The sequence below is a fragment of the Streptomyces tremellae genome (assembly GCF_039540215.1).
Lineage (GTDB): Bacteria > Actinomycetota > Actinomycetes > Streptomycetales > Streptomycetaceae > Streptomyces > Streptomyces tremellae.
On record NZ_BAABEP010000071.1, the window covers coordinates 1 to 20,944 of the forward strand.

16 protein-coding genes and 1 pseudogene are annotated in these 20,944 nt (G+C 73.4%); 13 read left to right on the forward strand and 4 right to left on the reverse strand.

The features are described 5' to 3' along the window. A pseudogene (locus ABEA77_RS29700) lies at window positions 1-226 on the reverse strand (hypothetical protein); the annotation flags it as partial. Window positions 227-754: 528 nt separating this feature from the next. On the opposite strand from ABEA77_RS29700, the gene ABEA77_RS29705 reads away from it, so the two are divergent. Both ABEA77_RS29705 and ABEA77_RS29710 read left to right on the forward strand, forming a co-directional pair. Continuing rightward, the gene (locus ABEA77_RS29705; protein WP_345654340.1) at window positions 755-1,567 is read left to right on the forward strand and encodes an SAM-dependent methyltransferase; all 813 of its coding nucleotides are present in this window, start codon (window positions 755-757) and stop codon (window positions 1,565-1,567) included. Continuing rightward, entirely contained in the window at window positions 1,564-3,735 is a 2,172-nt protein-coding gene (locus tag ABEA77_RS29710; RefSeq protein WP_345654343.1) for a putative bifunctional diguanylate cyclase/phosphodiesterase, read from the forward strand. The genes ABEA77_RS29705 and ABEA77_RS29710 overlap by 4 nt, the downstream gene beginning before the upstream one ends. A 79-nt stretch (window positions 3,736-3,814) precedes the next feature. On the opposite strand, the gene ABEA77_RS29715 is transcribed toward ABEA77_RS29710, so the two are convergent. Continuing rightward, window positions 3,815-4,717, reverse strand: a complete 903-nt coding sequence (locus ABEA77_RS29715) for a LysR family transcriptional regulator (protein ID WP_345654345.1) — start codon at window positions 4,715-4,717, stop codon at window positions 3,815-3,817. Between the two features lie 83 nt (window positions 4,718-4,800). Between ABEA77_RS29715 and ABEA77_RS29720 the strand changes: the two genes are divergently transcribed. From ABEA77_RS29720 to ABEA77_RS29735, 4 genes are all read left to right on the forward strand, one after another. Beyond that, the gene (locus tag ABEA77_RS29720) at window positions 4,801-5,505 is read left to right on the forward strand and encodes a succinate dehydrogenase cytochrome b subunit (protein ID WP_345654348.1); all 705 of its coding nucleotides are present in this window, start codon (window positions 4,801-4,803) and stop codon (window positions 5,503-5,505) included. Window position 5,506: 1 nt separating this feature from the next. Continuing rightward, the gene (locus tag ABEA77_RS29725) at window positions 5,507-7,456 is read left to right on the forward strand and encodes a fumarate reductase/succinate dehydrogenase flavoprotein subunit (protein WP_345654351.1); all 1,950 of its coding nucleotides are present in this window, start codon (window positions 5,507-5,509) and stop codon (window positions 7,454-7,456) included. Further along, a complete protein-coding gene (locus tag ABEA77_RS29730) occupies window positions 7,453-8,199 on the forward strand; it encodes a succinate dehydrogenase/fumarate reductase iron-sulfur subunit (protein WP_345654354.1) in 747 nt (248 codons plus the stop codon). The genes ABEA77_RS29725 and ABEA77_RS29730 overlap by 4 nt, the downstream gene beginning before the upstream one ends. A 225-nt stretch (window positions 8,200-8,424) precedes the next feature. Next, window positions 8,425-9,207, forward strand: coding sequence for a COG4315 family predicted lipoprotein (locus ABEA77_RS29735; protein WP_345654357.1), 783 nt, complete (start codon window positions 8,425-8,427; stop codon window positions 9,205-9,207). Between the two features lie 74 nt (window positions 9,208-9,281). On the opposite strand, the gene ABEA77_RS29740 is transcribed toward ABEA77_RS29735, so the two are convergent. Then, window positions 9,282-10,301: an LLM class flavin-dependent oxidoreductase gene (locus ABEA77_RS29740; RefSeq protein ID WP_345654360.1), complete on the reverse strand. Its 1,020-nt coding sequence runs from the start codon at window positions 10,299-10,301 to the stop codon at window positions 9,282-9,284. A 410-nt stretch (window positions 10,302-10,711) separates the two neighbouring features. Here ABEA77_RS29740 and ABEA77_RS29745 point away from each other — a divergent pair, with 410 nt between their 5' ends. From ABEA77_RS29745 to egtD, 5 genes are all read left to right on the forward strand, one after another. After that, on the forward strand, window positions 10,712-12,538 hold the full coding sequence (locus ABEA77_RS29745) for an MFS transporter (RefSeq protein ID WP_345654363.1): 1,827 nt from the start codon (window positions 10,712-10,714) through the stop codon (window positions 12,536-12,538). Window positions 12,539-13,286: 748 nt separating this feature from the next. After that, on the forward strand, window positions 13,287-14,561 hold the full coding sequence (gene egtA, locus ABEA77_RS29755) for an ergothioneine biosynthesis glutamate--cysteine ligase EgtA (RefSeq protein ID WP_345654366.1): 1,275 nt from the start codon (window positions 13,287-13,289) through the stop codon (window positions 14,559-14,561). Further along, a complete protein-coding gene (gene egtB / locus ABEA77_RS29760; RefSeq protein WP_345654369.1) occupies window positions 14,558-15,952 on the forward strand; it encodes an ergothioneine biosynthesis protein EgtB in 1,395 nt (464 codons plus the stop codon). Before egtA ends, egtB begins: the two co-directional genes overlap by 4 nt. Further along, window positions 15,952-16,707, forward strand: coding sequence for an ergothioneine biosynthesis protein EgtC (gene egtC, locus ABEA77_RS29765; protein ID WP_345654371.1), 756 nt, complete (start codon window positions 15,952-15,954; stop codon window positions 16,705-16,707). The genes egtB and egtC overlap by 1 nt, the downstream gene beginning before the upstream one ends. Beyond that, window positions 16,704-17,675, forward strand: coding sequence for an L-histidine N(alpha)-methyltransferase (gene egtD, locus ABEA77_RS29770; RefSeq protein WP_345654374.1), 972 nt, complete (start codon window positions 16,704-16,706; stop codon window positions 17,673-17,675). Before egtC ends, egtD begins: the two co-directional genes overlap by 4 nt. Window positions 17,676-17,749: 74 nt before the next feature. Here egtD and ABEA77_RS29775 read toward each other — a convergent pair whose 3' ends face one another. Further along, window positions 17,750-18,214 carry a type II toxin-antitoxin system PemK/MazF family toxin gene (locus ABEA77_RS29775; RefSeq protein WP_345654377.1) on the reverse strand — a complete coding sequence of 155 codons (465 nt, stop codon included), beginning with the start codon at window positions 18,212-18,214 and terminating at the stop codon, window positions 17,750-17,752. 168 nt (window positions 18,215-18,382) lie between these two features. Between ABEA77_RS29775 and ABEA77_RS29780 the strand changes: the two genes are divergently transcribed. Further along, complete coding sequence (locus tag ABEA77_RS29780) at window positions 18,383-19,573, forward strand: thiolase family protein (protein ID WP_345654380.1); 1,191 nt, start codon at window positions 18,383-18,385, stop codon at window positions 19,571-19,573. A gap of 11 nt (window positions 19,574-19,584) precedes the next feature. Continuing rightward, entirely contained in the window at window positions 19,585-20,763 is a 1,179-nt protein-coding gene (locus ABEA77_RS29785; RefSeq protein WP_345654383.1) for a 4-hydroxybenzoate 3-monooxygenase, read from the forward strand. Window positions 20,764-20,944 lie beyond the last annotated feature (181 nt).

The window sequence follows — 20,944 nt, forward strand, 5'->3', positions numbered from 1 at the left end:
TGAAGGCGAGCGGCGCCTCAGGCGGCGCCACCAGGTGCGCGGCGGCTGCGGGGTGTGCGCGGGAGGTGGTGGCGGGGTGGTCGGCGGAGGAGGCGGAGGCGGCGCCGGGGGAGTCGGCGGCCGGGTCGGAGGCGGCGGCGGGGGCGTGGTCGGCGGCGGGGGAGGCGGTGAGGAGGGCGGCGGGCAGGGGCGGCAGCCGTGGCCGCCCGCCTCCGCGACCGCCCACACGCCGTCCGGCCCGGTGGAGGCGTAGGCGCAGCTGTCCGCGGCGGCCGGCGCGGACAGCGCGGCGGCGGACAGGCAGACGAGGGCGCAGGCGGCCAGCAGCCGTCCCGCGTGGGATGCGTGCACGGCCGAAGCCTGGACTCCGAATTGTGCCGCCACGCCGAAAGGCGTCAGGATTCCCCCGGATAGGGGGATTTGGCATAACCATGGTTTCCCGATCGCTCACCCGATCCGGCGAACAGGCCAACGCGCTTGTATGCTCCCTGAGTTAACGGAGCGCGTGGTGAAGTGCCGGTCCCACGGGGGGTGGGATGCGAGGGCGGCGCGGCTACCGACGCGTACGGTCAGGAACAGGCCACCGTCAGCTACGGACGGGGCAGGGGGAGGGGCACATGCCTGCGGTGTGTGACGGAGAAGGATGCCTGGAGGCCCGTCCGGGGTCGCTCTCCTGGCGCGGTGTCAGTAGCCTCGGCTCGAACACCCGGCCGGGCGGTCGGCCGTGACTCGTGGCGACTCGTTGGAGACCTCGATGGAACGTCCCGCGTGGGCCCCGCACGACATCGACATATCGGTGCCGAGCGTCTCCCGCATTTACGACTACTACTTGGGCGGTTCGCACAATTTCGAGGTCGACAGGGAAGCCGCCCGCAGGGCAATGGAGTTCATGCCGGGCCTCCCGGCGATCATGAAAGCCAACCGGGCATTCATGCGCAGGGCCGTGAAATACGCACTGGCCCAGGGCGTCGGGCAGTTCCTGGACGTCGGGTCCGGAATTCCCACCTACGGCAATGTGCACGACGTGGCGCAGGGGAGCGCTCCCGGCACCCGCGTGGTCTACGTCGACCGCGACCCGGTCGCCGTCAGCCACAGCCGCGCCGTGCTCGACGGCGTGCCGGGCGCGGCCGCCACCACCGGGGACCTCAAGGCCCCCGCCGAACTGCTCGCCGACCCCGTGGTGACCGGACTCCTCGACCTGACACGGCCGGTGGCCCTCCTGCTCGTCGCCGTCCTGCACTTCATCGAGGACGCGGACGAGCCGCTGCGCGCCGTCGCCGCGCTGCGCGACGCCCTCGCCCCCGGCAGCCTGCTGATCCTCTCCCACGCCAGCTACGAGGGCGTGCCCGTGCCGCGCGAGCGCACCCAGGCGGCGGTCGACGTGTACCGGGACATCCGCAGCCCCATCGTGCTGCGTTCCCGCGAGGAGGTCGCCCGCTTCCTCGAAGGCTTCGAAACGGTCGACCCGGGGCTCGTGCCGATGTCCCGCTGGCGGCCCGAGATCCCGCCCGCGCAGGCCGATCCCTATGCCTCGTCGGCCTTCGTCGGGGTGGGGCGCAAGGCGTGACGCTTCCCCAGCCGACGTCGGGCACCCACGACGCACAGGACGCCCTGGAGGACAGGCTCCGGCGGTTCGCGACCATCTGGAGCCGCGCGGTCTTCCCGTCCTCCGCGACCTCCCTGACCCGCCCCGAGTTCGAGAAGCACCTGCTGCCGCTCGCCCGCAGGCTCAACGAGGCGCTGCGCGCCCCCCGGTTCGACACGACGCCCGCCCAACAGGTCGGCGTCGAGCTGGTGGCCGCGCACTGCACCGACCCCGAGGCGCTCGCCCGCACCCTCGGCGTCATCGAGTCCTACCTCGTCCTGTACTGCGGGGCCGAGGAGTTCGCCGGCGACGAGAACCACGCACGCTGCGCCCGCCTCCAGCACGCCCTGGCCGGCGGGTTCGCGCAGGCGCTGCGTGAGCGCACCCTCGCCGAGCAGGAGGCCATCGCCCGCTCCGCGCTCAGCGCGCGCTCCGACGCGGAGGAGGCGCTGCGCGCCACCCAGGCGCGCTTCCTCGCCGTCTTCGAGGGCGCGGCCATCGGCATCGCCATCGCGGACCTCGACGGCACCGTGCTCGAGGTCAACGACACGCTCACCGCGATGTTCGGCGGCCTCGAACACCACGTGCGCAGCCGCAACGTCACCGAGTGGGTGCACCCCGAGGACAAGCCGCAGGTGTGGCGGATGCACGGCGAGCTGGTACGCGGCGAGCGTGAGCACTTCAGCATCGAGAAGCCCTTCTACCGGGGCGACGGCACCGTGCTGTGGACCAACCTCACCGTCTCGCTGCTGCGCGACGCCGAGGGTGCCCCCCAGTACCAGCTCGCGCTGATGGAGGACACCACCGAGCGGCGCCTGCTCAACCTGCGGCTGCGGTACGAGGCGACGCACGACGCCCTCACGGGGCTGCCCAACAGGACCCTCTTCTTCGAGCGCCTCGACAAGACGCTCGCGGCGGGCGACGGGGCCCGGTTCGGCCTGTGCTACCTGGACCTCGACGGCTTCAAGGCCATCAACGACAGCCTCGGCCACTCCGCGGGCGACCGGCTGCTCGTCGAGGTCGCCGACCGGCTCCAGAGCTGTGCCACCGCGCCGGGCGAGATGGTCGCGCGCCTCGGCGGCGACGAGTTCGTCGCGCTGACCACGGGGCCCGACACCCGCACCGAGGCCGCCGACCTGGCCTCCCGGATGCTGGGCGTGCTCACCACCCCGATCCGTCTGGACGGGCGGGAGTTCACCGTGCGCGGCAGCATCGGCGTCGTGGAGGGCCCGACCGCGGAGCACACCGCGGCCGAGGTGCTGCGCAGCGCCGACATCACCATGTACCGGGCCAAGGCGGCGGGCGGCAACCGCTACGAGATCGCGGACCCGGAGTCCGACGAGCGGGCCATCACCCGGCACGGCCTGACCACCGCGCTGCCCGCCGCGCTGGAGCGGGGCGAGTTCTTCATCGAGTACCAGCCGCTCGTCCGTCTCGGCGACGCCAGCGTGCGCGGTGCCGAGGCCCTGGTCCGCTGGGCGCACCCGCAGCACGGGGTGATCGGACCCGACCGCTTCATCCCACTCGCCGAGCGCACCGGCCTGATCGTCCCACTCGGCCGCTGGGTGCTCGAACAGTCGGCACGCCAGGCCAAGGTGTGGCTTGAGGCGCTGCCGCCGGAGGAGCGCGACACCCCGCTGCGGGTCAACGTGAACCTCTCGCCCGCACAGCTGCACCACCCCGGTCTGGTCGCCGACACGGTCGAGATCCTGGAGCGGATCGGGCTGCCGGCCGGCGCGCTCTGCCTCGAGGTGACGGAGTCCGCGCTGATAGGAGCCGACGAGGACCTGCTCAAGCCGCTGCGCCAACTTGCCGAGATGGGCGTGCACATCGCGCTCGACGACTTCGGCACCGGCTACTCCAACCTCGCCAACCTGCGCAGGCTCCCGGTCGGCGTGCTCAAGCTGGACCGGTCCTTCACCCAGGGCATGCAGCAGCACCCCGCGGACCCCGTCGACCTGAAGATCGTGGAGGGCATCGTCTCCCTCGCCCACAGCCTGGACCTCACGGTCACGGTGGAGGGCGTGGAGACCGGGGCGCAGGCCGACCACCTGCGGCGGCTCGGCTGTGACACCGCGCAGGGCTGGTACTACGCGCGCCCCGGGCCGCCCGAACGGCTGCGCGAGCTGTCGCTCGCCGACGCCGTCTGAGCCGACGCCGTCTGAGCCGGCGCAGTCTGAGCCGGCGCCCGCGCCGCGGTGACGCCCGCCGCCGCGCGGGGCGCCGCGGTCAGGGGGCCGCCGTGCCCGGCGGCATCCGGGTCTCCAGCAGCAGCCGCATCAGCTCGCGCGCCGCGCGGGGCGGCGCCACGTCGCTGCGGTGCGCCAGCGCGATCGTCCTGCGCAGCCCGGGCGGCGCGAGCTCGGTCACCCGCAGGTCACGGCCCGCCCGCTGCGCCACCATGCTCGGCACCACGGCGACACCGAGCCCCGCCCGCACGAAGCCCAGCACGGCGTCCATCTCCCCGCCCTCCACGGTGAACGACGGCTCGAAGCCCTCCGCGTGGCAGGCGGCGACCGTCAGTTCCCGCAGGTCGTAGCCGTGCCGGAACATCACGAGCGGCTCGCCCTGGAGGTCCGCGACGCGCACCGGCCGCCGCGGCGCGGGCCCGGCCGCCGACGACACCACGACCAGGTCCTCCTGGAGCAGCTCGACCGTGGTCAGCGCGGGGGAGGGCGTCGGCAGCGGCAGCACCACGAGGGCGAGGTCGACCGCTCCGCGCGCCAGCTCCCGCACCAGGTCGCGCGACCCGCTCTCCTCGATCCGCAGCTCGATCCCCGGATGCAGGTCGTGGAAGGCACGCAGCACGTCGGGCAGCAGGCCCGTGCACACGCTCGGCGTCGCGCCGAGCCGCACCCGGCCCTTCCGCAGCTGCGCGAGCTCCTGCACCTCGTGCCGCGCGGTCTCCGCGTCCGCGAGGATCCTGCGGGCCAGTGGCAGGAGCGACTCACCGGCCTCCGTGAGCGCCACGTTCCCCCGGGCCCGGCTGAACAGCTCCGCGCCCAGCTCGTTCTCCAGCGCCCTGATCTGCTGGGAGAGGGACGGCTGCGAGACATGGACCCGCTCGGCGGCGCGGGTGAAGTGGCGCGTCTCGGCCACCGCGACGAAGTAGTGGAGCTGATGGAACTGCACGATGCCATGATAGGGACAGGCTATGGACATGAGCCAATCCATGTCTTGGACCTCTGAGGCCGTTCGGCCCTAGCGTCAGGTACATGGCTCTGGCGACGCGGACGGACAAGCGGCCCTCCCTGCCCAAGACGGTGTGGGACTCCACGGTCGGCAAGAAGATGGTGATGGCCGTCAGCGGCCTCCTGATGCTCGCCTACCTCGTGGTCCACATGTACGGGAACCTCAAGATCTTCTTCGGGCCCGGCACCTTCGACGAGTACGCCCACTGGCTCCGCGTCGTCGGCGAGCCCTTCTTCCACTACTCGTGGGTCCTGTGGATCGTCCGGGTCGTGCTCGTCGCCGCCGTCGTGGCGCACGCCGTCTCCGCGTACCAGCTCAGCCGCCGCGACCTCGCCGCGCGCCCCACCAAGTACGTGCACAAGAAGGCCCGCACGAGCTACGCCACCCGCACCATGCGCTGGGGCGGCGTGATCCTCGGCCTGTTCATCGTCTGGCACATCCTCGACCTGACCACCGGCACCGTGCAGCCGGGCTTCGTGCCGGGCCACCCGTACGCCAACGTCGTCGCCGCCTTCCACGAGTGGTGGAACGACGTCATCTACATCGTCGCGATGCTCGCGCTCGGACTCCACGTCCAGCACGGCTTCTGGAGCGCGGCCCAGACCCTCGGCGCGGGCAGCGCCACCCGCGACCGCGTCCTCAAGGCCGTCGCAGGCGTGCTCGCGGTCCTGCTGACCGCGGGATTCATCGCCGTACCCGTCGCCGTCATGACCGGACTGGTGAGCTGACATGAACGAATACATCCGATACACCACCGGCGAGCCGGTCGCGGACACCAGGGCCCCGGACGGGCCCGTCGAGGAGCGCTGGAACCGCCGCCGCTTCGAGGCCAAACTCGTCAACCCCGCCAACCGCCGCAAACACACCGTCATCGTCGTCGGCACCGGGCTCGCCGGCGGCGCGGCAGGCGCCACCCTCGCGGAACAGGGCTACCGCGTCGTCCAGTTCTGCTACCAGGACTCGCCGCGCCGCGCCCACTCCATCGCCGCGCAGGGCGGCATCAACGCCGCGAAGAACTACCGCAACGACGGCGACTCGGTCCAGCGGCTGTTCTACGACACCGTCAAGGGCGGCGACTTCCGCTCCCGCGAGTCCAACGTCCACCGCCTCGCCGAGGTCTCCGTCGAGATCATCGACCAGTGCGTCGCCCAGGGCGTGCCGTTCGCCCGCGAGTACGGCGGCCTGCTCGACACCCGCTCGTTCGGCGGCGTGCAGGTGTCCCGCACCTTCTACGCCCGCGGCCAGACAGGGCAGCAGCTCCTCCTCGGCGCCTACCAGGCGCTCTCCCGCCAGATCGCCGCGGGCAACGTCGAGATGCACCCCAGGACCGAGATGCTCGACCTGGTCGTGGTCGACGGCCGGGCCCGCGGCATCGTCGCCCGCGACCTGATCACCGGCGCCGTCTCCACGTACTTCGCGGACGCCGTCGTCCTCGCCTCCGGCGGATACGGCAACGTCTTCTACCTGTCGACCAACGCCAAGAACAGCAACGCCACCGCGATCTGGCGCGCGCACCGCCGCGGCGCCTACTTCGCCAACCCCTGCTTCACCCAGATCCACCCCACCTGCATCCCGCGCTCCGGCGACCACCAGTCCAAGCTGACCCTGATGAGCGAGTCGCTGCGCAACGACGGCCGGATCTGGGTGCCCAAGCAGCGCGGCGACGACCGCCCGCCGCACCGGGTCCCCGAGGACGAGCGCGACTACTACCTGGAGCGCATCTACCCGTCCTTCGGCAACCTCGTGCCCCGCGACATCGCCTCCCGGGCCGCGAAGAAGGTGTGCGACGAGGGCCGCGGCGTCGGCCCCGGCGGCCAGGGCGTCTACCTCGACTTCGCCGACGCCATCAAGCGCCTCGGCCGCGGGGCCGTCGAGGAGAAGTACGGCAACCTCTTCGAGATGTACGAGCGGATCACCGCGGAGAACCCGTACGAGGTCCCGATGCGGATCTACCCGGCCATCCACTACACGATGGGCGGCCTGTGGGTCGACTACGACCTCCAGACCACGATCCCCGGCCTGTTCGCGATCGGCGAGGCCAACTTCTCGGACCACGGTGCCAACCGGCTCGGCGCCTCCGCGCTGATGCAGGGCCTCGCCGACGGCTACTTCGTCCTGCCGCCCTCGCTCAACGACTACCTCGCGCGCAACCCCTCGCTCCCCGCGGTCGACGACGCCCACCCCGAGGTCGCCGAGGCCGTCGCGGAGACCGAGGACCGGCTGCGGCTGCTGCTCGCCGTCGACGGCGACCGCACCCCGGACTCCTTCCACAAGGAGATCGGCGAACTCCTCTGGGACCAGTGCGGCATGGCCCGCACCGACGAGGGGCTGCGCAAGGCGCTCGACCGGATCCCGCAGATCCGGGAGGAGTTCTGGCGCCGGATCAAGGTCCCGGGCACCGGCGAGGAGCTCAACCAGGCCCTGGAGAAGGCGAATCGCGTCGTCGACTACCTGGAGCTCGCCGAACTCCTCTGCCTCGACGCCCTGCACCGCACGGAGTCCTGCGGCGGCCACTTCCGCGAGGAGTCCCAGACGGAGGGCGGCGAGGCGGCACGCAAGGACGACGCGTTCTCCTACGCCGCGGCCTGGGAGTACACGGGTACCGGCGAGGCGCCCGTCCTGCACAGGGAAGACCTCGTCTTCGAGTACGTACACCCCACCCAGCGGAGCTACGCATGAGGCTCACCCTGCGCGTCTGGCGGCAGCAGCACGCCGACGCAGAAGGCGCCATGGTCACCTACGAGATCGACGACATCACCGAGGACATGTCCTTCCTCGAAATGCTCGACTCGCTCAACGAGAAGCTCATCCTGGAGGGGGACCAGCCGGTCGCCTTCGACCACGACTGCCGCGAGGGCATCTGCGGCGCCTGCGGCGTCGTGATCAACGGCGACGCGCACGGGCCCGAGCGCACCACCACCTGCCAGCTGCACATGCGGCATTTCAAGGACGGCGACACCATCGACGTCGAGCCCTGGCGGGCGGGCGCGTTCCCGGTCGTCAAGGACCTCGTCGTGGACCGTTCCGCGTTCGACCGGATCATCGGATCGGGCGGCTACATCACCGCCCCGACCGGCGCGGCGCCCGAGGCCCACTCCACTCCCGTGCCGAAGCCGGCGGCGGACACGGCGTTCGAGCACGCCGAGTGCATCGGCTGCGGTGCCTGCGTGGCGGCCTGCCCGAACGGCTCGGCGATGCTGTTCACCTCGGCCAAGATCAACCACCTGAACACCCTGCCGCAGGGCGCGCCGGAGCGCGAGACGCGCGTCCTCGACATGGTGGCCCAGATGGACGACGAGGGCTTCGGCGGCTGCACCCTCACCGGCGAGTGCGCGACGGCCTGCCCCAAGGGCATCCCGCTGATGTCCATCACGTCGATGAACCGGGAGTGGCTGCGGGCCGGGGTGAAGGCGGCACGCTGAGGGGCCGCGGGCCCGGCCACCCGTTCGGAGCAGCCGGGCACCGGCCGGGCGTGCCGCCCCGGGCCCGGAGGCCGCGGGGTACGGATACCTCCCATCGGGCGGTTCGGTGCACCGGACGGCCCTGTCCGCTTCGCTCCGCACGCGATCATGACATCCACTGGACTCCATGCGGCCCCACTCGGGTGAGCCGTGCCCGCCTACCCGGCGGCTTCCGAAGGAGTCCGGATGAAGAACACCGCTGTGAGAGCGGCCGCCGTGGCGGCGGCAGCCCTCTTCGCGACGACGGCGACCGCCTGTTCGAGCAGCGGCTCGTCCTCGCACCACAAGGAGGACACGGCCGCGCACGTGAAGGCGGCGGCCGAGCAGGCGACCTCGTCGCCGTCGGCGTCCGCAGGCATGAAGGACGCGGCATCGAAGATCATGACGAGCGATGTGCCGGGGCTCGGCGAGATCCTCGTCGACAGCAAGGGCCACACGCTGTACCTGTTCGCCAAGGACACCACCGACAAGTCGACCTGCACCGGCGAGTGCGCCAAGGGCTGGCCGCCGGCCATCGTCACCGCGACCCCCAAGGCCGCGACGCCGGGCGATTCCGCGTCCCCGTCGGGAAGCGCGACCGGGAGCGCGTCGCCCACGGCGAGCGCCACCGGCTCCGCGTCCCCCTCCGAGACGGCCTCCGCGTCGCCCAGTTCCTCGGCCGGCGCGCTCAAGGCGGAGCTGTTCGGCACCACCAAGCGCGGCGACGGCACCCTCCAGGCCACGTACAACAAGCACCCGCTGTACTACTTCGCGGGTGACACCAAGCCCGGCCAGGTCAACGGCCAGGGCGTCACCGCCTTCGGTGCCAAGTGGTACGTCGTCGACCCGCAGGGCGAGCGCGTCACGGCGATGCCCGCCAAGAGCAGCGCCAGCCCGAGCGAGAGCGAGAGCGCGAGCCCCAGCGGCAGCCCCAGCGGCAGCGCCAGCCCCAGCGGCACCGCGACCGGCAGCGGCGGCAGCCAGTACTGACCGGCACGCCCGCACGCGGGCCGCATCCGGCAGGGCCCCGGACACCCCAGGTGTCCGGGGCCCTGCGCGCGGTGTCAGGCGGCGAGCCCGCGCAGCCGGGCGAGTCGGCGGTAGGAGTCGAGCAGCGCCGTCCGGTCGTAGGTGCTCGTGGTGACGAGGAACTCGTCGGCGCCGCTCCGCTTCAGCAGCCCGTCGAGCGCGGGTGCCACCTCCTCCTCGGTGCCGAAGAGGTGACCGGTCATCGCCTCGTCGAAGAGGGCGCGCTGGCGCTCCGTCATCGCGGCGGACTCGACCGCCGCGGCCGGCGCCAGGGGCGGGAAGCTGCCGCGGGTGCGCGAGTACGCGGCCGACCATGCCTCGGGCAGCAGGATCCTGCGGGCCTCCTCGGTGGTGGCGGCAAGCGCCACCGTGCCGGAGACCATCACATACGGCCGCTCGCCCCAGGCGGAGGGGCGGAACTCCGCGCGGTAGCCGTCGATCGCGCGCAGCATGGCGTCCTGTCCGCGCACCGCGGCGATCACCAGCGGCAGCCCGGCGCGGGCGGCGGTCCGAGCGCCCTCCCCGGTGGCCAGCACGAACGCCGGGATGCGCAGGCCCTCCGCGGGCCTCGCGTGTACCTGCGGATGGGCCCGCTGCCCGCCGGTGAACCAGCCGAGCAGTTCGTCGAGCTGCTCGGGGAAGCGGTCTGCGGCCTCCTTGCCCTGGCCGAGCGCGGCCCTGATGCCGTCGGTGAAGCCCACGGAGCGGCCGAGCCCCATGTCGATCCGGCCGGGGAAGAGGGACGCGAGCACCCCGAACTGCTCCGCGACCACGAGGGGCCGGTGGTTGGGCAGCATCACCCCGCCCGTGCCGACCCTGATGGCGCGGGTCGCCGCGGCCACCGCGGCCGCGAGCACCGTGGGCGCGGAGCCCGCGACACCGGGCACGCTGTGGTGCTCCGACACCCAGAACCTGTGGTAGCCGAGCGCCTCCGCGCGCCGCGCGAACTCCACGGTGTCCCGCAGCGCCTCGCCCGGCTCCCGCCCCTCCCGCGTCCGCGAGCGGTCGAGTACGGAGAAGGGGACCCTGCCGGGGTCCTGCGCTGCGCTGCTCATGGCTGCGTCAACGCGGCACGGTCCCGGGGGCTTCCTCGGCCCCTGCGAAACCCCGCCGAGCCCTGCGAAACCCCGCCGACCGGGCGCATCCGGGCACGCCGCGCGGGTGGCCGGAACAGGGGCCCAGGGGTGCGCGCCCTGCCGCGCTCCCGTGCTCTCCCCCCTCGTTCCATCAGGTAACTGTGATGTGCGTCATACGTGCCTGTGGTCCCGACCTGCCGTTCAGGGTGCTGTGCCCCTGATCGGCGGGGAGTGGGTGACCCCTGTGGTCCCTGTGGCCCTGCCGGAGCTATCTACCGGACATATGGAAGTCATATGGAGGAGATAGATTACTTGCATCGACCAACGTTCTGCGTCCGCACGCGCTGCGCGCCGGCACGTGTACGCGAAGGAGTAAAGGCATTGTGGGCATGAGCCGAACAACCGCAGCGGAACCCTCGCGGACCGGCCCCGGAGAGCACTACAAGTGGATCGCGCTCTCCAACACCACGCTCGGTGTGCTGATGGTGATGATCAACCAGTCGATCGTGCTGATCGCGCTGCCCGACATCTTCCGCGGCATCGACCTGAACCCGCTCGACCCGGGGAACACCAGCTATCTGCTGTGGATGCTGATGGGCTTCATGGTCGTCACGGCGGTCCTCGTGGTGACCTTCGGCAGGCTGGGCGACATGTTCGGCCGGGTCCGCATGTACAACATGGGCTTCGCCGTCTTCACCCTGTGTTCGATCGCCCTCTCGCTGACGTACTTCAACGGCAGCGCGGGCGCGCTCTGGCTCATCGGCTGGCGCATCGTCCAGGGGATCGGCGGCGCGCTGCTGTTCGCCAACTCGACGGCTATCCTCACCGACGCCTTCCCCACCCACCAGCGCGGCACCGCGCTCGGCATCAACTCCATCGCCGCCATCGCCGGCTCCTTCATCGGCCTGATCCTCGGCGGCGTGCTGGCGCCGGTGGACTGGAAGCTGATCTTCCTCGTCTCCGTGCCCTTCGGCATCTTCGGCACCGTCTGGGCGTACATCAAGCTGCACGACACCGGTGTCCGGGTGCACGCGAAGATGGACTGGTGGGGCAACATCACCTTCGGCGTCGGCCTGATCGCGGTGCTGGTCGGCATCACGTACGGCATCCAGCCCTACGGCTCCTCCACGATGGGCTGGGCCAACCCGCTGGTGCTCGCCGCTCTCATCGGCGGTGTAGTTGTCTTGGGCATCTTTGTGTGGATCGAGCGGACCGTCGAACAGCCGCTGTTCCGGCTCTCGCTGTTCCGGTTGCGCGCCTTCACCGCGGGCAACATCGGCAGCCTGATGATGGCGCTCGGCCGCGGCGGCCTCCAGTTCATGCTGATCATGTGGCTCCAGGGCATCTGGCTGCCACTGCACGGCTACAGCTTCGAGAAGACCCCGCTGTGGGCCGGCATCTACATGATCCCGCTGACCGTCGGCTTCCTGCTCTCCGCGCCCCTGTCCGGCTGGCTCTCCGACCGGGTCGGCGCCCGCATGTTCACCGTCGGCGGTGCCCTCGTCACCGGCGGCGGCTTCGTCGCCCTGATGGTCCTGCCGACCGACTTCAACTATTGGGTCTTCGCGGTCCTGCTGTTCGTCAACGGCCTCGGTTCCGGCCTGTTCGCCTCGCCCAACCGCGCCGAGATCATGAACGCGCTGCCCGCCGACGCCCGCGGCGTGGGCGCCGGCATGGGCGCCACCTTCCAGAACTCCGCGTCCGTGCTCTCCATCGGCATCTTCTTCAGCCTGATGATCGCGGGCCTCTCGCACACCCTGCCCTCCGCCATGCACGCGGGACTCGTCCACCAGGGCGTGCCGGAGAACATCGCCGGCGGGGTCTCCCACCTGCCGCCGATCGCCGTGCTGTTCGCGGCGTTCCTCGGCTACAACCCGTTCCAGCAGCTGCTCGGCCCCCAGCTCTCCAAGCTCCCGGACCACGGCGCCTCGATCACCAGCAAGGAGTTCTTCCCGCACCTGATCTCCGGGCCGTTCCACTCGGGCCTCGTCGTCGCCTTCTGGTTCGCCGTCGCCGCCTGCGCCGTCGCCGCGATCTCGTCCCTGCTCACCGGCAAGCCAGGCGGCAGCCACGGGATGGTCTCGCCGGAACCGCTCGGCGAGGAACTCGCCGCCGTCTCCGGCGAGGCGGGGCTCGCGATGACCGAGCTGGTCGTCCCCGAGGGCAAGCCGGTGGGCGGCGAGTCCACCGGCACGGGACAGGGCTCCGAGACCTGACGGCCTGACGGCCGAACGCCCGCGCGCCCGCCCGCCGACGCCAGGCCGGCGGGCGCGTCGCGTCCCTGCCGGCCCCGTCCGTTCAGCCGCCCCACATGCCGCCTCACCCGGACGGCCACGCCGAGTCCAGCCGGTCGCGGAAGAAACGAGGTGCCGGCTCCGCGCGTGCGGGCCCCGGCCGCCGTGCTCCCCACCGGTCCCGGAGACAGCCATGTCCGCCGTCGTCCCGGCTCCCCGTACCGCGGAGGCCGCACCCCGTACCGCCGCCGCCCCCGCGCCGGCGGACACCCGCTACCGCGTGGTCCTCGCCCGCGGCGCGGCCGACGTCCGCGCCGCGCAGCGGCTGCGCCACCAGGTCTTCGCAGGCGAACTCGGCGCCCTGCTCGACGTACCCGGGGCCCGCCCTCCCCGCCGTCGCTCCCGCGCCTGCCGTGTCCCCGGTGCCTCCCGTGCCTCCCGTGCCTCCGGTGGCTCTCGTGCGTCCCGCCGCACCCGTCCCTCCCGTGCCTCCCGTGCCGCCCGTCCGGCCGTCCGCGGCCAGGGCGCCGCGCCCGCGCCAGGGCGCCGCGGGGAGCGTGGGGACCGGGCCCCGGCCGGGCGGTCCGGCACGTCGAATACCTGACGTTTCCCTGACCGGGCCCCGGGCACTCTTGTGCGAGCGGAAACGAGTGGCTTTAGGTTGGAGCCGGAGCGGTGCGGGCCCGACCCGGGCCCAGGCCGCCACGGCCCTCGACAGGAGGAACCGGCCATGCCACCCGACACCATCGCGGATGGGCGCAGTGTGCTCACCGAGGAGGCAGCAGAGGCGCTGCTCGACGGCATCTGCTTCAAGACAGGGCCGCCCCGCACCGTAGGGGTGGAACTCGAATGGCTCGTCCACGACCAGAGCCGCCCCGAGGAGGGCGTCGCGGCGGAGCGCCGCGCCACCGCCCTCGACGGGTTGCGGACCCTGCCGCTGAAGTCGGCACTCACCTTCGAACCCGGCGGGCAGCTGGAGCTTAGCTCGCCGCCCGCCGCGTCGCTGACCGCGTGCATCGACACCGTCGCCGCCGACCTCGCCGCCGTCCGCACGCGCCTCGGCGCCCACGGCCTGGCGCTCGCCGGATACGGGCAGGACCCCTGGCACCACCCCGACCGGATGCTGCACGCTCCGCGCTACGACGCGATGGAGGCGTACTTCGACCAGTACGACGACACCGGGCGCGCCATGATGCGCACCACCGCGTCCGTGCAGGTCTGTCTCGACGCGGGGCACGAGGAGCCCGGCCCGCTCGGCCACGGCCGCCGCTGGCAGCTCGCGCACCTGCTCGGCGCCGTACTCGTCGCCGCCTTCGCCAACTCGCCCATGCGGCGCGGCCACCCCACCGGCTGGCGCTCCACCCGGCAGGCCGTGTGGACGAAGCTCGACCCGGCGCGCACCAGCGCCCCCGCAGCGGGCGGCGACCCGCGCGCCGGCTGGACGGCCCACGCCCTCGACGCGCCCGTGATGTGCGTCAGGGCCGAGCAGGGGCCCTGGGCGGTCCCCGACGGGCTCACGTTCCGGGAGTGGATCAGACACGGGCTGCCGCGCCCGCCCGACCGCACCGACCTCGAATACCACCTCACCACCCTCTTCCCCCCGGTCAGACCGCGCGGCCACCTGGAGCTGCGCATGATCGACGCCCAGCCCGGCGAGGACGGCTGGATCGTCCCGCTGGCCGTGACGACCGCCCTCTTCGACGACCCCGAGGCCGCGGAGACCGTCTACCGCGCGGTCAAGCCGCTCGCCGAGACGGCCGGGCCGCTGCCCGCCCCCGGCAACCTCCTGTGGCTCAACGCCGCACGGCACGGCCTGGCCGACCCCGAACTCCGCGCGACGGCCGCCGTCTGCTTCGAGACCGCCCTGGCCGCGCTGCCGCGCGTCGGCGCGGGACGGGCCGTCCAGGACGCCGTCGCCGACTTCACCGAGCGCTACGTCCTGCGCGGACGATGTCCCGCCGACGACCTGCGCGTCCCCGAACCCGAGAAGGACCCCAGGACATGACCGACCGCACCGCAGAGTCCCGCGCAGCCTCCGCCGCACCGGCCGAGCCCGCGGACGCCCCGGCCCCGCTGCTGATACCCGGCCAGGACGCCGAGGCCCTGCGCGACCACGCCGTCGCCACCCTCACCAGGGCACGCGCCCGCACGGCGCTGCTGACCTCCTGCGTCGACGAGGACGACCTCACCGCCCAGCACTCGCCCCTCATGTCGCCGCTCGTGTGGGACCTCGCCCACATCGGCAACCAGGAGGAGCAGTGGCTGCTGCGTACCGTCGGCGGCCACGACGCCGTGCGCCCCGACATCGACTCCATCTACGACGCCTTCGAGCACCCGCGCTCCGAGCGGCCCACACTGCCGCTGCTGCCGCCCGCCGAGGCCCGCGCCTACGCCGCCGACATCCGCGACCGGGTGCTCGACGTCATCGAACGCACCCCGCTGGACCCCGGAACGCCGCTGCTCAGCTCCGGCTTCGCCTACGGGATGATCGCCCAGCACGAACAGCAGCACGACGAGACCATGCTGATCACGCACCAGCTGCGCAAGGGCCCTGCCGCGCTGCACGCCCCCGAGCCGCCCGCCCCGGACGCCGGGGACGCGGCGCGGCTGCCCGCCGAGGTCCTCGTGCCCGCGGGACCCTTCGCCATGGGCACCTCCACGGAGCCCTGGGCGCTCGACAACGAACGCCCCGAGCACCAGCGTCTCGTGCCCGCCTTCCACCTCGACACCGTGCCCGTCACCAACGGCGCGTACAAGGCGTTCATCGAGGACGGCGGCTACGGGGACGAGCGCTGGTGGGCGCCTGCCGGGTGGGCACAGATCCGCGAACACGGCATCGCCGCGCCGCTGTTCTGGCGCCGCGACGGCAACGAGTGGCTGCGCCGCCGCTTCGGCACCGTGGAGCCCGTACCGGACGACGAGCCGGTGCTGCACGTCAGCTGGTACGAGGCCGACGCCTACGCCCGGTGGGCCGGCCGGCGCCTGCCCACCGAGGAGGAGTGGGAGAAGGCCGCGCGCCACGACCCCGCCACGGGCGCCTCCCGCCGCTACCCGTGGGGCGACGCGGAACCCGCGGCCGAGCACGCCAACCTCGGCCAGCGCCATCTGCGGCCCGCCCGCGCGGGCAGCTACCCCGCGGGCGCCTCGCCGCTCGGCGTACGCCAGCTCATCGGCGACGTCTGGGAGTGGACGTCCAGCGACTTCCTGCCCTACCCGGGCTTCACGGTCTTCCCGTACCCCGAGTACTCCAAGGTCTTCTTCGGCGGCGACCACAAGGTGCTGCGCGGCGGGTCCTTCGCGGTGGACGCCGTCGCCTGCCGCGGCACCTTCCGCAACTGGGACCTGCCGGTGCGCCGGCAGATCTTCTCCGGTTTCCGCACCGCGCGGGACGCCTGATGTGCCGCCACGTCGCGCTGCTCGGCCCGGCCGAGCCGCTCGCCGCCGCCCTCGTGGCGCCGCCGCACGCCCTGTACCAGCAGTCCTGGGCGCCGAGGCACCAGCGCCACGGCACGGTCAACGCGGACGGCTTCGGCGTCGGCTGGTACGCAGAGGGCGACCCCGTGCCCGCCCGCTACCGGCGCGCCGGGCCGATCTGGGCCGACCCCGGCTTCGCCGACCTGGCCCGCGTGGTGCGCGCGGGCGCGCTGCTCGCCGCCGTACGGGACGCCACGGTGCCGAGCGCCGACGGCGAGGCGGCCGCGGCGCCGTTCGCCGACGGGCCATGGCTGTTCAGCCACAACGGCGCCGTCACCGGCTGGCCGCACAGCCTCGCGCCGCTCGCCGCCGCACTGCCCGCGGACGAGGTGCTCTCGCTGGCGGCCAGAAACGACTCCGCGCTGGTCTGGGCGCTGATCCTGCACCGGCTGCGGGCCGGGGACACCCCGGGGCAGGCGCTCGCCGACGCCGTTTACGACGTGGCGGGCGCCGCTCCCGGCTCCCGTCTCAACCTCCTGCTGACCGACGGCGCCGCCGTCGCGGCCACCGCCTGGGGCGACACCCTCTGGTACCTGCACGACCAGGGCCGCCGGGCGGTGGTGGCCTCCGAGCCGTACGACGACGACCCCCGCTGGCAGGAGGTCCCCGACCGCACGCTGCTCGTGGCGACCCGCGCCGACGTCACGCTCACCCCCCTCAAGGAGCCCCCCTCGTGAGCCCCTACACCGTCACCCGCACCCTGCCCGAGGACGCCACCGGCGCCGCGCTCCGCGACGACGTGCGGCGCGGCCTCACCGCGACCCCCAAGTCCCTGCCGCCCAAGTGGTTCTACGACACGCGCGGCAGCGACCTGTTCGAGGAGATCACCCGGCTCCCCGAGTACTACCCGACCCGCGCGGAGCGGGAGATCCTGCTCGCCCGCGCGCCCGAGATCGCCCGGGTCACCGGCGCCCGGACCCTGGTCGAACTGGGCTCGGGCTCCTCGGAGAAGACCCGCCACCTGCTCGACGCCCTCAGCCGGGCCGGCGGCCTGCGCGACTACGTGACGGTCGACGTCAGCGAGAGCGCGCTGACCGGCGCCGCCGAGGCGCTCCTCGCGGACCGCCCCGAGCTGCGGGTGCACGCGCTGATCGCGGACTTCACCCGCGGCGTCGAACTCCCGCCCACCGAGGGCCCGAGGCTCGTCGCCTTCCTCGGCGGCACCGTCGGCAACCTGCTGCCCGCGGAGCGCGCCCGCTTCCTCGCCTCCGTGCGGGCCCTGCTCAGGCCCGGCGACACCCTGCTGCTCGGCACGGACCTCGTCAAGGACGAGGGCGTGCTGGTACGGGCGTACGACGACGCGGCGGGCGTGACCGCGGAGTTCAACAAGAACGTGCTCAGCGTGGTCGACCGCGAACTCGGCGCCGACTTCGACCCGGCCGACTTCGACCATGTCGCGCTCTGGGACCCCGCCCACGAGTGGATCGAGATGCGGCTGCGGGCCCGCCGCGGCCTCACCGTCAAGATCCCCGAACTCGACCTCGTCGCGCACTTCGCCCGCGGCGAGGAGCTGCGCACGGAGATCTCCGCCAAGTTCCGCAAGGAGGGCGTCGACGCCGAGCTGGACGCGGCCGGATTCGCGCCCACCCGCTGGTGGACGGACGAGGCCGGGCGCTTCGCGCTCTCGCTGGCCACGGCCGCCTGAGCCCGGGCGCCCGCGCCGGCCCCCGGCCGTGCGGCGGCGCGGGTCCCGCGTGGGTCCCGCGCCGCCGCGGCGCGTCAGCTCCAGCCGTACCGCTCCCGCAGCCGGTTCACCACCAGGTTGAACCGGCCCCTGTCCAGCGCGCACGCCTCGCGGCGCATCCCCGCGTCGTGCAGCCGCATCACCCGGTCGAGCGCCACCCACGAGTCGCGCCCCTCCCGGTCCCACGGGCCCTGGCCGACCGCCACCCAGTCCGCGTCGCCCTGGTGCCGCTTGCTCGACAGCTGCACCGCGAGCAGCGTGCCCGCCGCCTCGCGGGCCACCACGAGCACCGGGCGGTCCTTGCCGCGGCCGTCGTTCTCCTCGAACGGCACCCACGTCCACACGATCTCGCCGGGGTCCGGGTCCCCGTCATGCGCGGGGGAGTACTCGGTGCGTACCGCCCCCACCTCGCGGGGGTCGGCCTCGGTCGTCGCGGCCGGGCCGGTGCGGCCCGGCACGTCGCTGTCCTGGTGGTCGTGCACGTCGGAGTAGGGCGTCATGGGCACGACCGTAGAGCGTGCCGTCCGCGCCCCCGCCACCAGGTCCCGCACCGGGGGACGTTGACACCGCACGGCACGGGGCAGAGACTCGGGTGGCCGAACTGAACGAGTGTGCGCGATGCGCACAACGCCGGACGTGCCCCCGGCCGGGGGAGAGGGACGAGAGCCATGAGCCTGCGCGATGTCTATGTCGTCGACGCCGTCCGCACCCCCGTCGGCAGGTTCGGCGGCGCCCTCGCGGGCGTGCGCCCCGACGACCTGGCCGCGCACGTGCTCAGGGCCCTGGTGGAACGCACCCCCGCCCTCGACCCGGCGCGCATCGACGACGTCGTCCTCGGCGACGCCAACGGCGCGGGCGAGGACAACAGGAACGTCGCCAGGATGGCCGCCCTGCTCGCCGGGCTGCCCGTCACCGTGCCGGGCGTGACCGTCAACCGGCTCTGCGGCTCTGGACTCGAAGCCGTCATCCAGGCCGCGCGCGCCGTCGCGCTCGGCGACGCGTCCGTCGTCCTCGCGGGCGGAGTCGAGTCGATGTCCCGCGCGCCCTGGGTGGTGCAGAAGCCGGAACGCGCCTTCCCCGCGGGGCACCAGCAGCTCTGGTCCACCACCCTCGGCTGGCGGATGACCAACCCGGGCATGCCCGCCGAGTGGACCGTGGCGCTCGGCGAGAGCGCCGAGCAGATCGCCGACAAGCACGCCGTCAGCCGCGAGGCGCAGGACGCGTTCGCGCTCGACAGCCACCGCAAGGCCGCCAAGGCGTGGGCGGACGGGCTCTACGACGGCGAGGTCGTGCCCTGCCCCGGTACCGACCTGGCCCGCGACGAGTCCATCCGCGACGGCACGTCCCCCGAGGCACTCGCCAAGCTGAAGCCCTCCTTCCGCACGGACGGCACGGGCCGGGTCACCGCCGGCAACTCCTCGCCCCTCAACGACGGCGCTGCCGCCCTTCTCCTCGTCGACGAGGACGGGCTGCGCGCCACCGGCCGCGAACCGCTCGCCAGGATCGGCGCGTCCGCCGTCACCGGCATCGAGCCCAACCTGTTCGGCCTCGGGCCCGTGGAGGCCGTGCGCCGCGCGCTCGCCAGGTCCGGCCGCACCTTCGCCGATCTCACCACCTTCGAGCTCAACGAGGCGTTCGCCGCCCAGTCCCTCGGCTGCCTCGCCGAGTGGCCCGACCTCGACCCTGCGGTCGTCAACCCGCGCGGCGGCGCGATCGCCATCGGCCACCCCCTCGGCGCCTCCGGCGCCCGGATCGCGGGCTCCGTCGCCCACCAGCTCGCCGCCGCGGGCTCGGGCACCGGGCTCGCCGCCCTGTGCATCGGCGTCGGACAGGGCCTCGCCCTCGTCCTCGAACGCTGAAAGGGCACCCGGTGCGCACCACCGTCGGCATCATCGGCGCGGGCCCCGCGGGACTGCTGCTCGCCCGCACGCTGCACCTCGCGGGCGTCGACTGCGTCGTCCTGGAGAACCGCGACCGCGCCTACATCGAGGCACGCCAGCGCGCCGGGCTGCTCGAAGCGGGCACGGTCGAGGCGCTCCGCGCAGTCGGCGCCGCCGCCCGCCTCGACGCCGAGGGCCTCGAACACCGCGGCATCCAGCTGCGCTTCGACGGCGTCACGCACCGCCTCGACTTCCCCGCGCTGACCGGCCGCACCGTCACCGTCTACGCCCAGACGGAGATTGTGAAGGACCTCGTCGCCCTGCAACTCGCCGAGGGCCCGCCGCTGCTGTTCGGCGCGCGCGCCGAGGCCGTCGAGGGCGCGACGGGCGGCCGGCCGCTCATCCACTACCGGCACGAGGGCCGTGCCCGCACTCTGGAGTGCGACTGGGCCGTGGGCTGCGACGGCTTCCACGGCGTCGCCCGCGACGCCGTACCCCCCGCGCTGCGTACCGCCTACGCGCGCGACTACCCGTTCTCCTGGCTCGGCGTCCTCGCCGACGTCGCCCCCTCGAACGACGAACTCGTCTACGCACGCGGCGAACACGGCTTCGCGCTGCTCAGCATGCGCTCGCCCACCGTCTCCCGGCTCTACCTTCAGGTGCCCGTCGGCACCGACCCCGCCGACTGGCCCGACGAACGGATCTGGGACGAACTCGACGCGCGCCTCGCCGCGGGCGGCGAGCCCGGCCGGCGGCTCGCCCGCGGGCCCGTCACCGCCACGTCCGTCACCCCGATGCGCAGCTTCGTCTCCGAGCCGCTGCGCCACGGCCGGCTGCTGCTCGCGGGCGACGCCGCCCACATCGTGCCGCCCACCGGCGCCAAGGGGCTCAACCTCGCCGTCTCCGACGTGCGCCTCCTCGGCCGCGCCTTCGAGGCGCTGCACCGCACCGGCTCGACGGACCTGCTCGACGCCTACCCCAGGACCGCCCTGACCCGGGTCTGGCAGGCCACCCGCTTCTCTTACGACATGACCACGATGCTCCACACCCCGCCGGACCAGACCGCCTTCGACCGCCGCATCGAACTGGCCCGCCTGCACCGCATAGCCGCCTCACCCGCCGCCGCCACCGAACTCGCCGCCCACTACACCGGCCTCCCGCTGCCGTGAGCGACACGGTGCCCGAGAGCCCCGCCGCCCCTTCTACGACGAGCCGCCCCGGGCCTCCGGAACGGGGCGGCCCCGGCGTGACCCGGCTATCGCGGGCCGCGCGCGCGACGACCCGGCGTGCCGGCCCCGGATCCCGGGCCCTTGGCGGGTGGGAGAGGGCGGCCGCCGGGTCGTGGCGGTC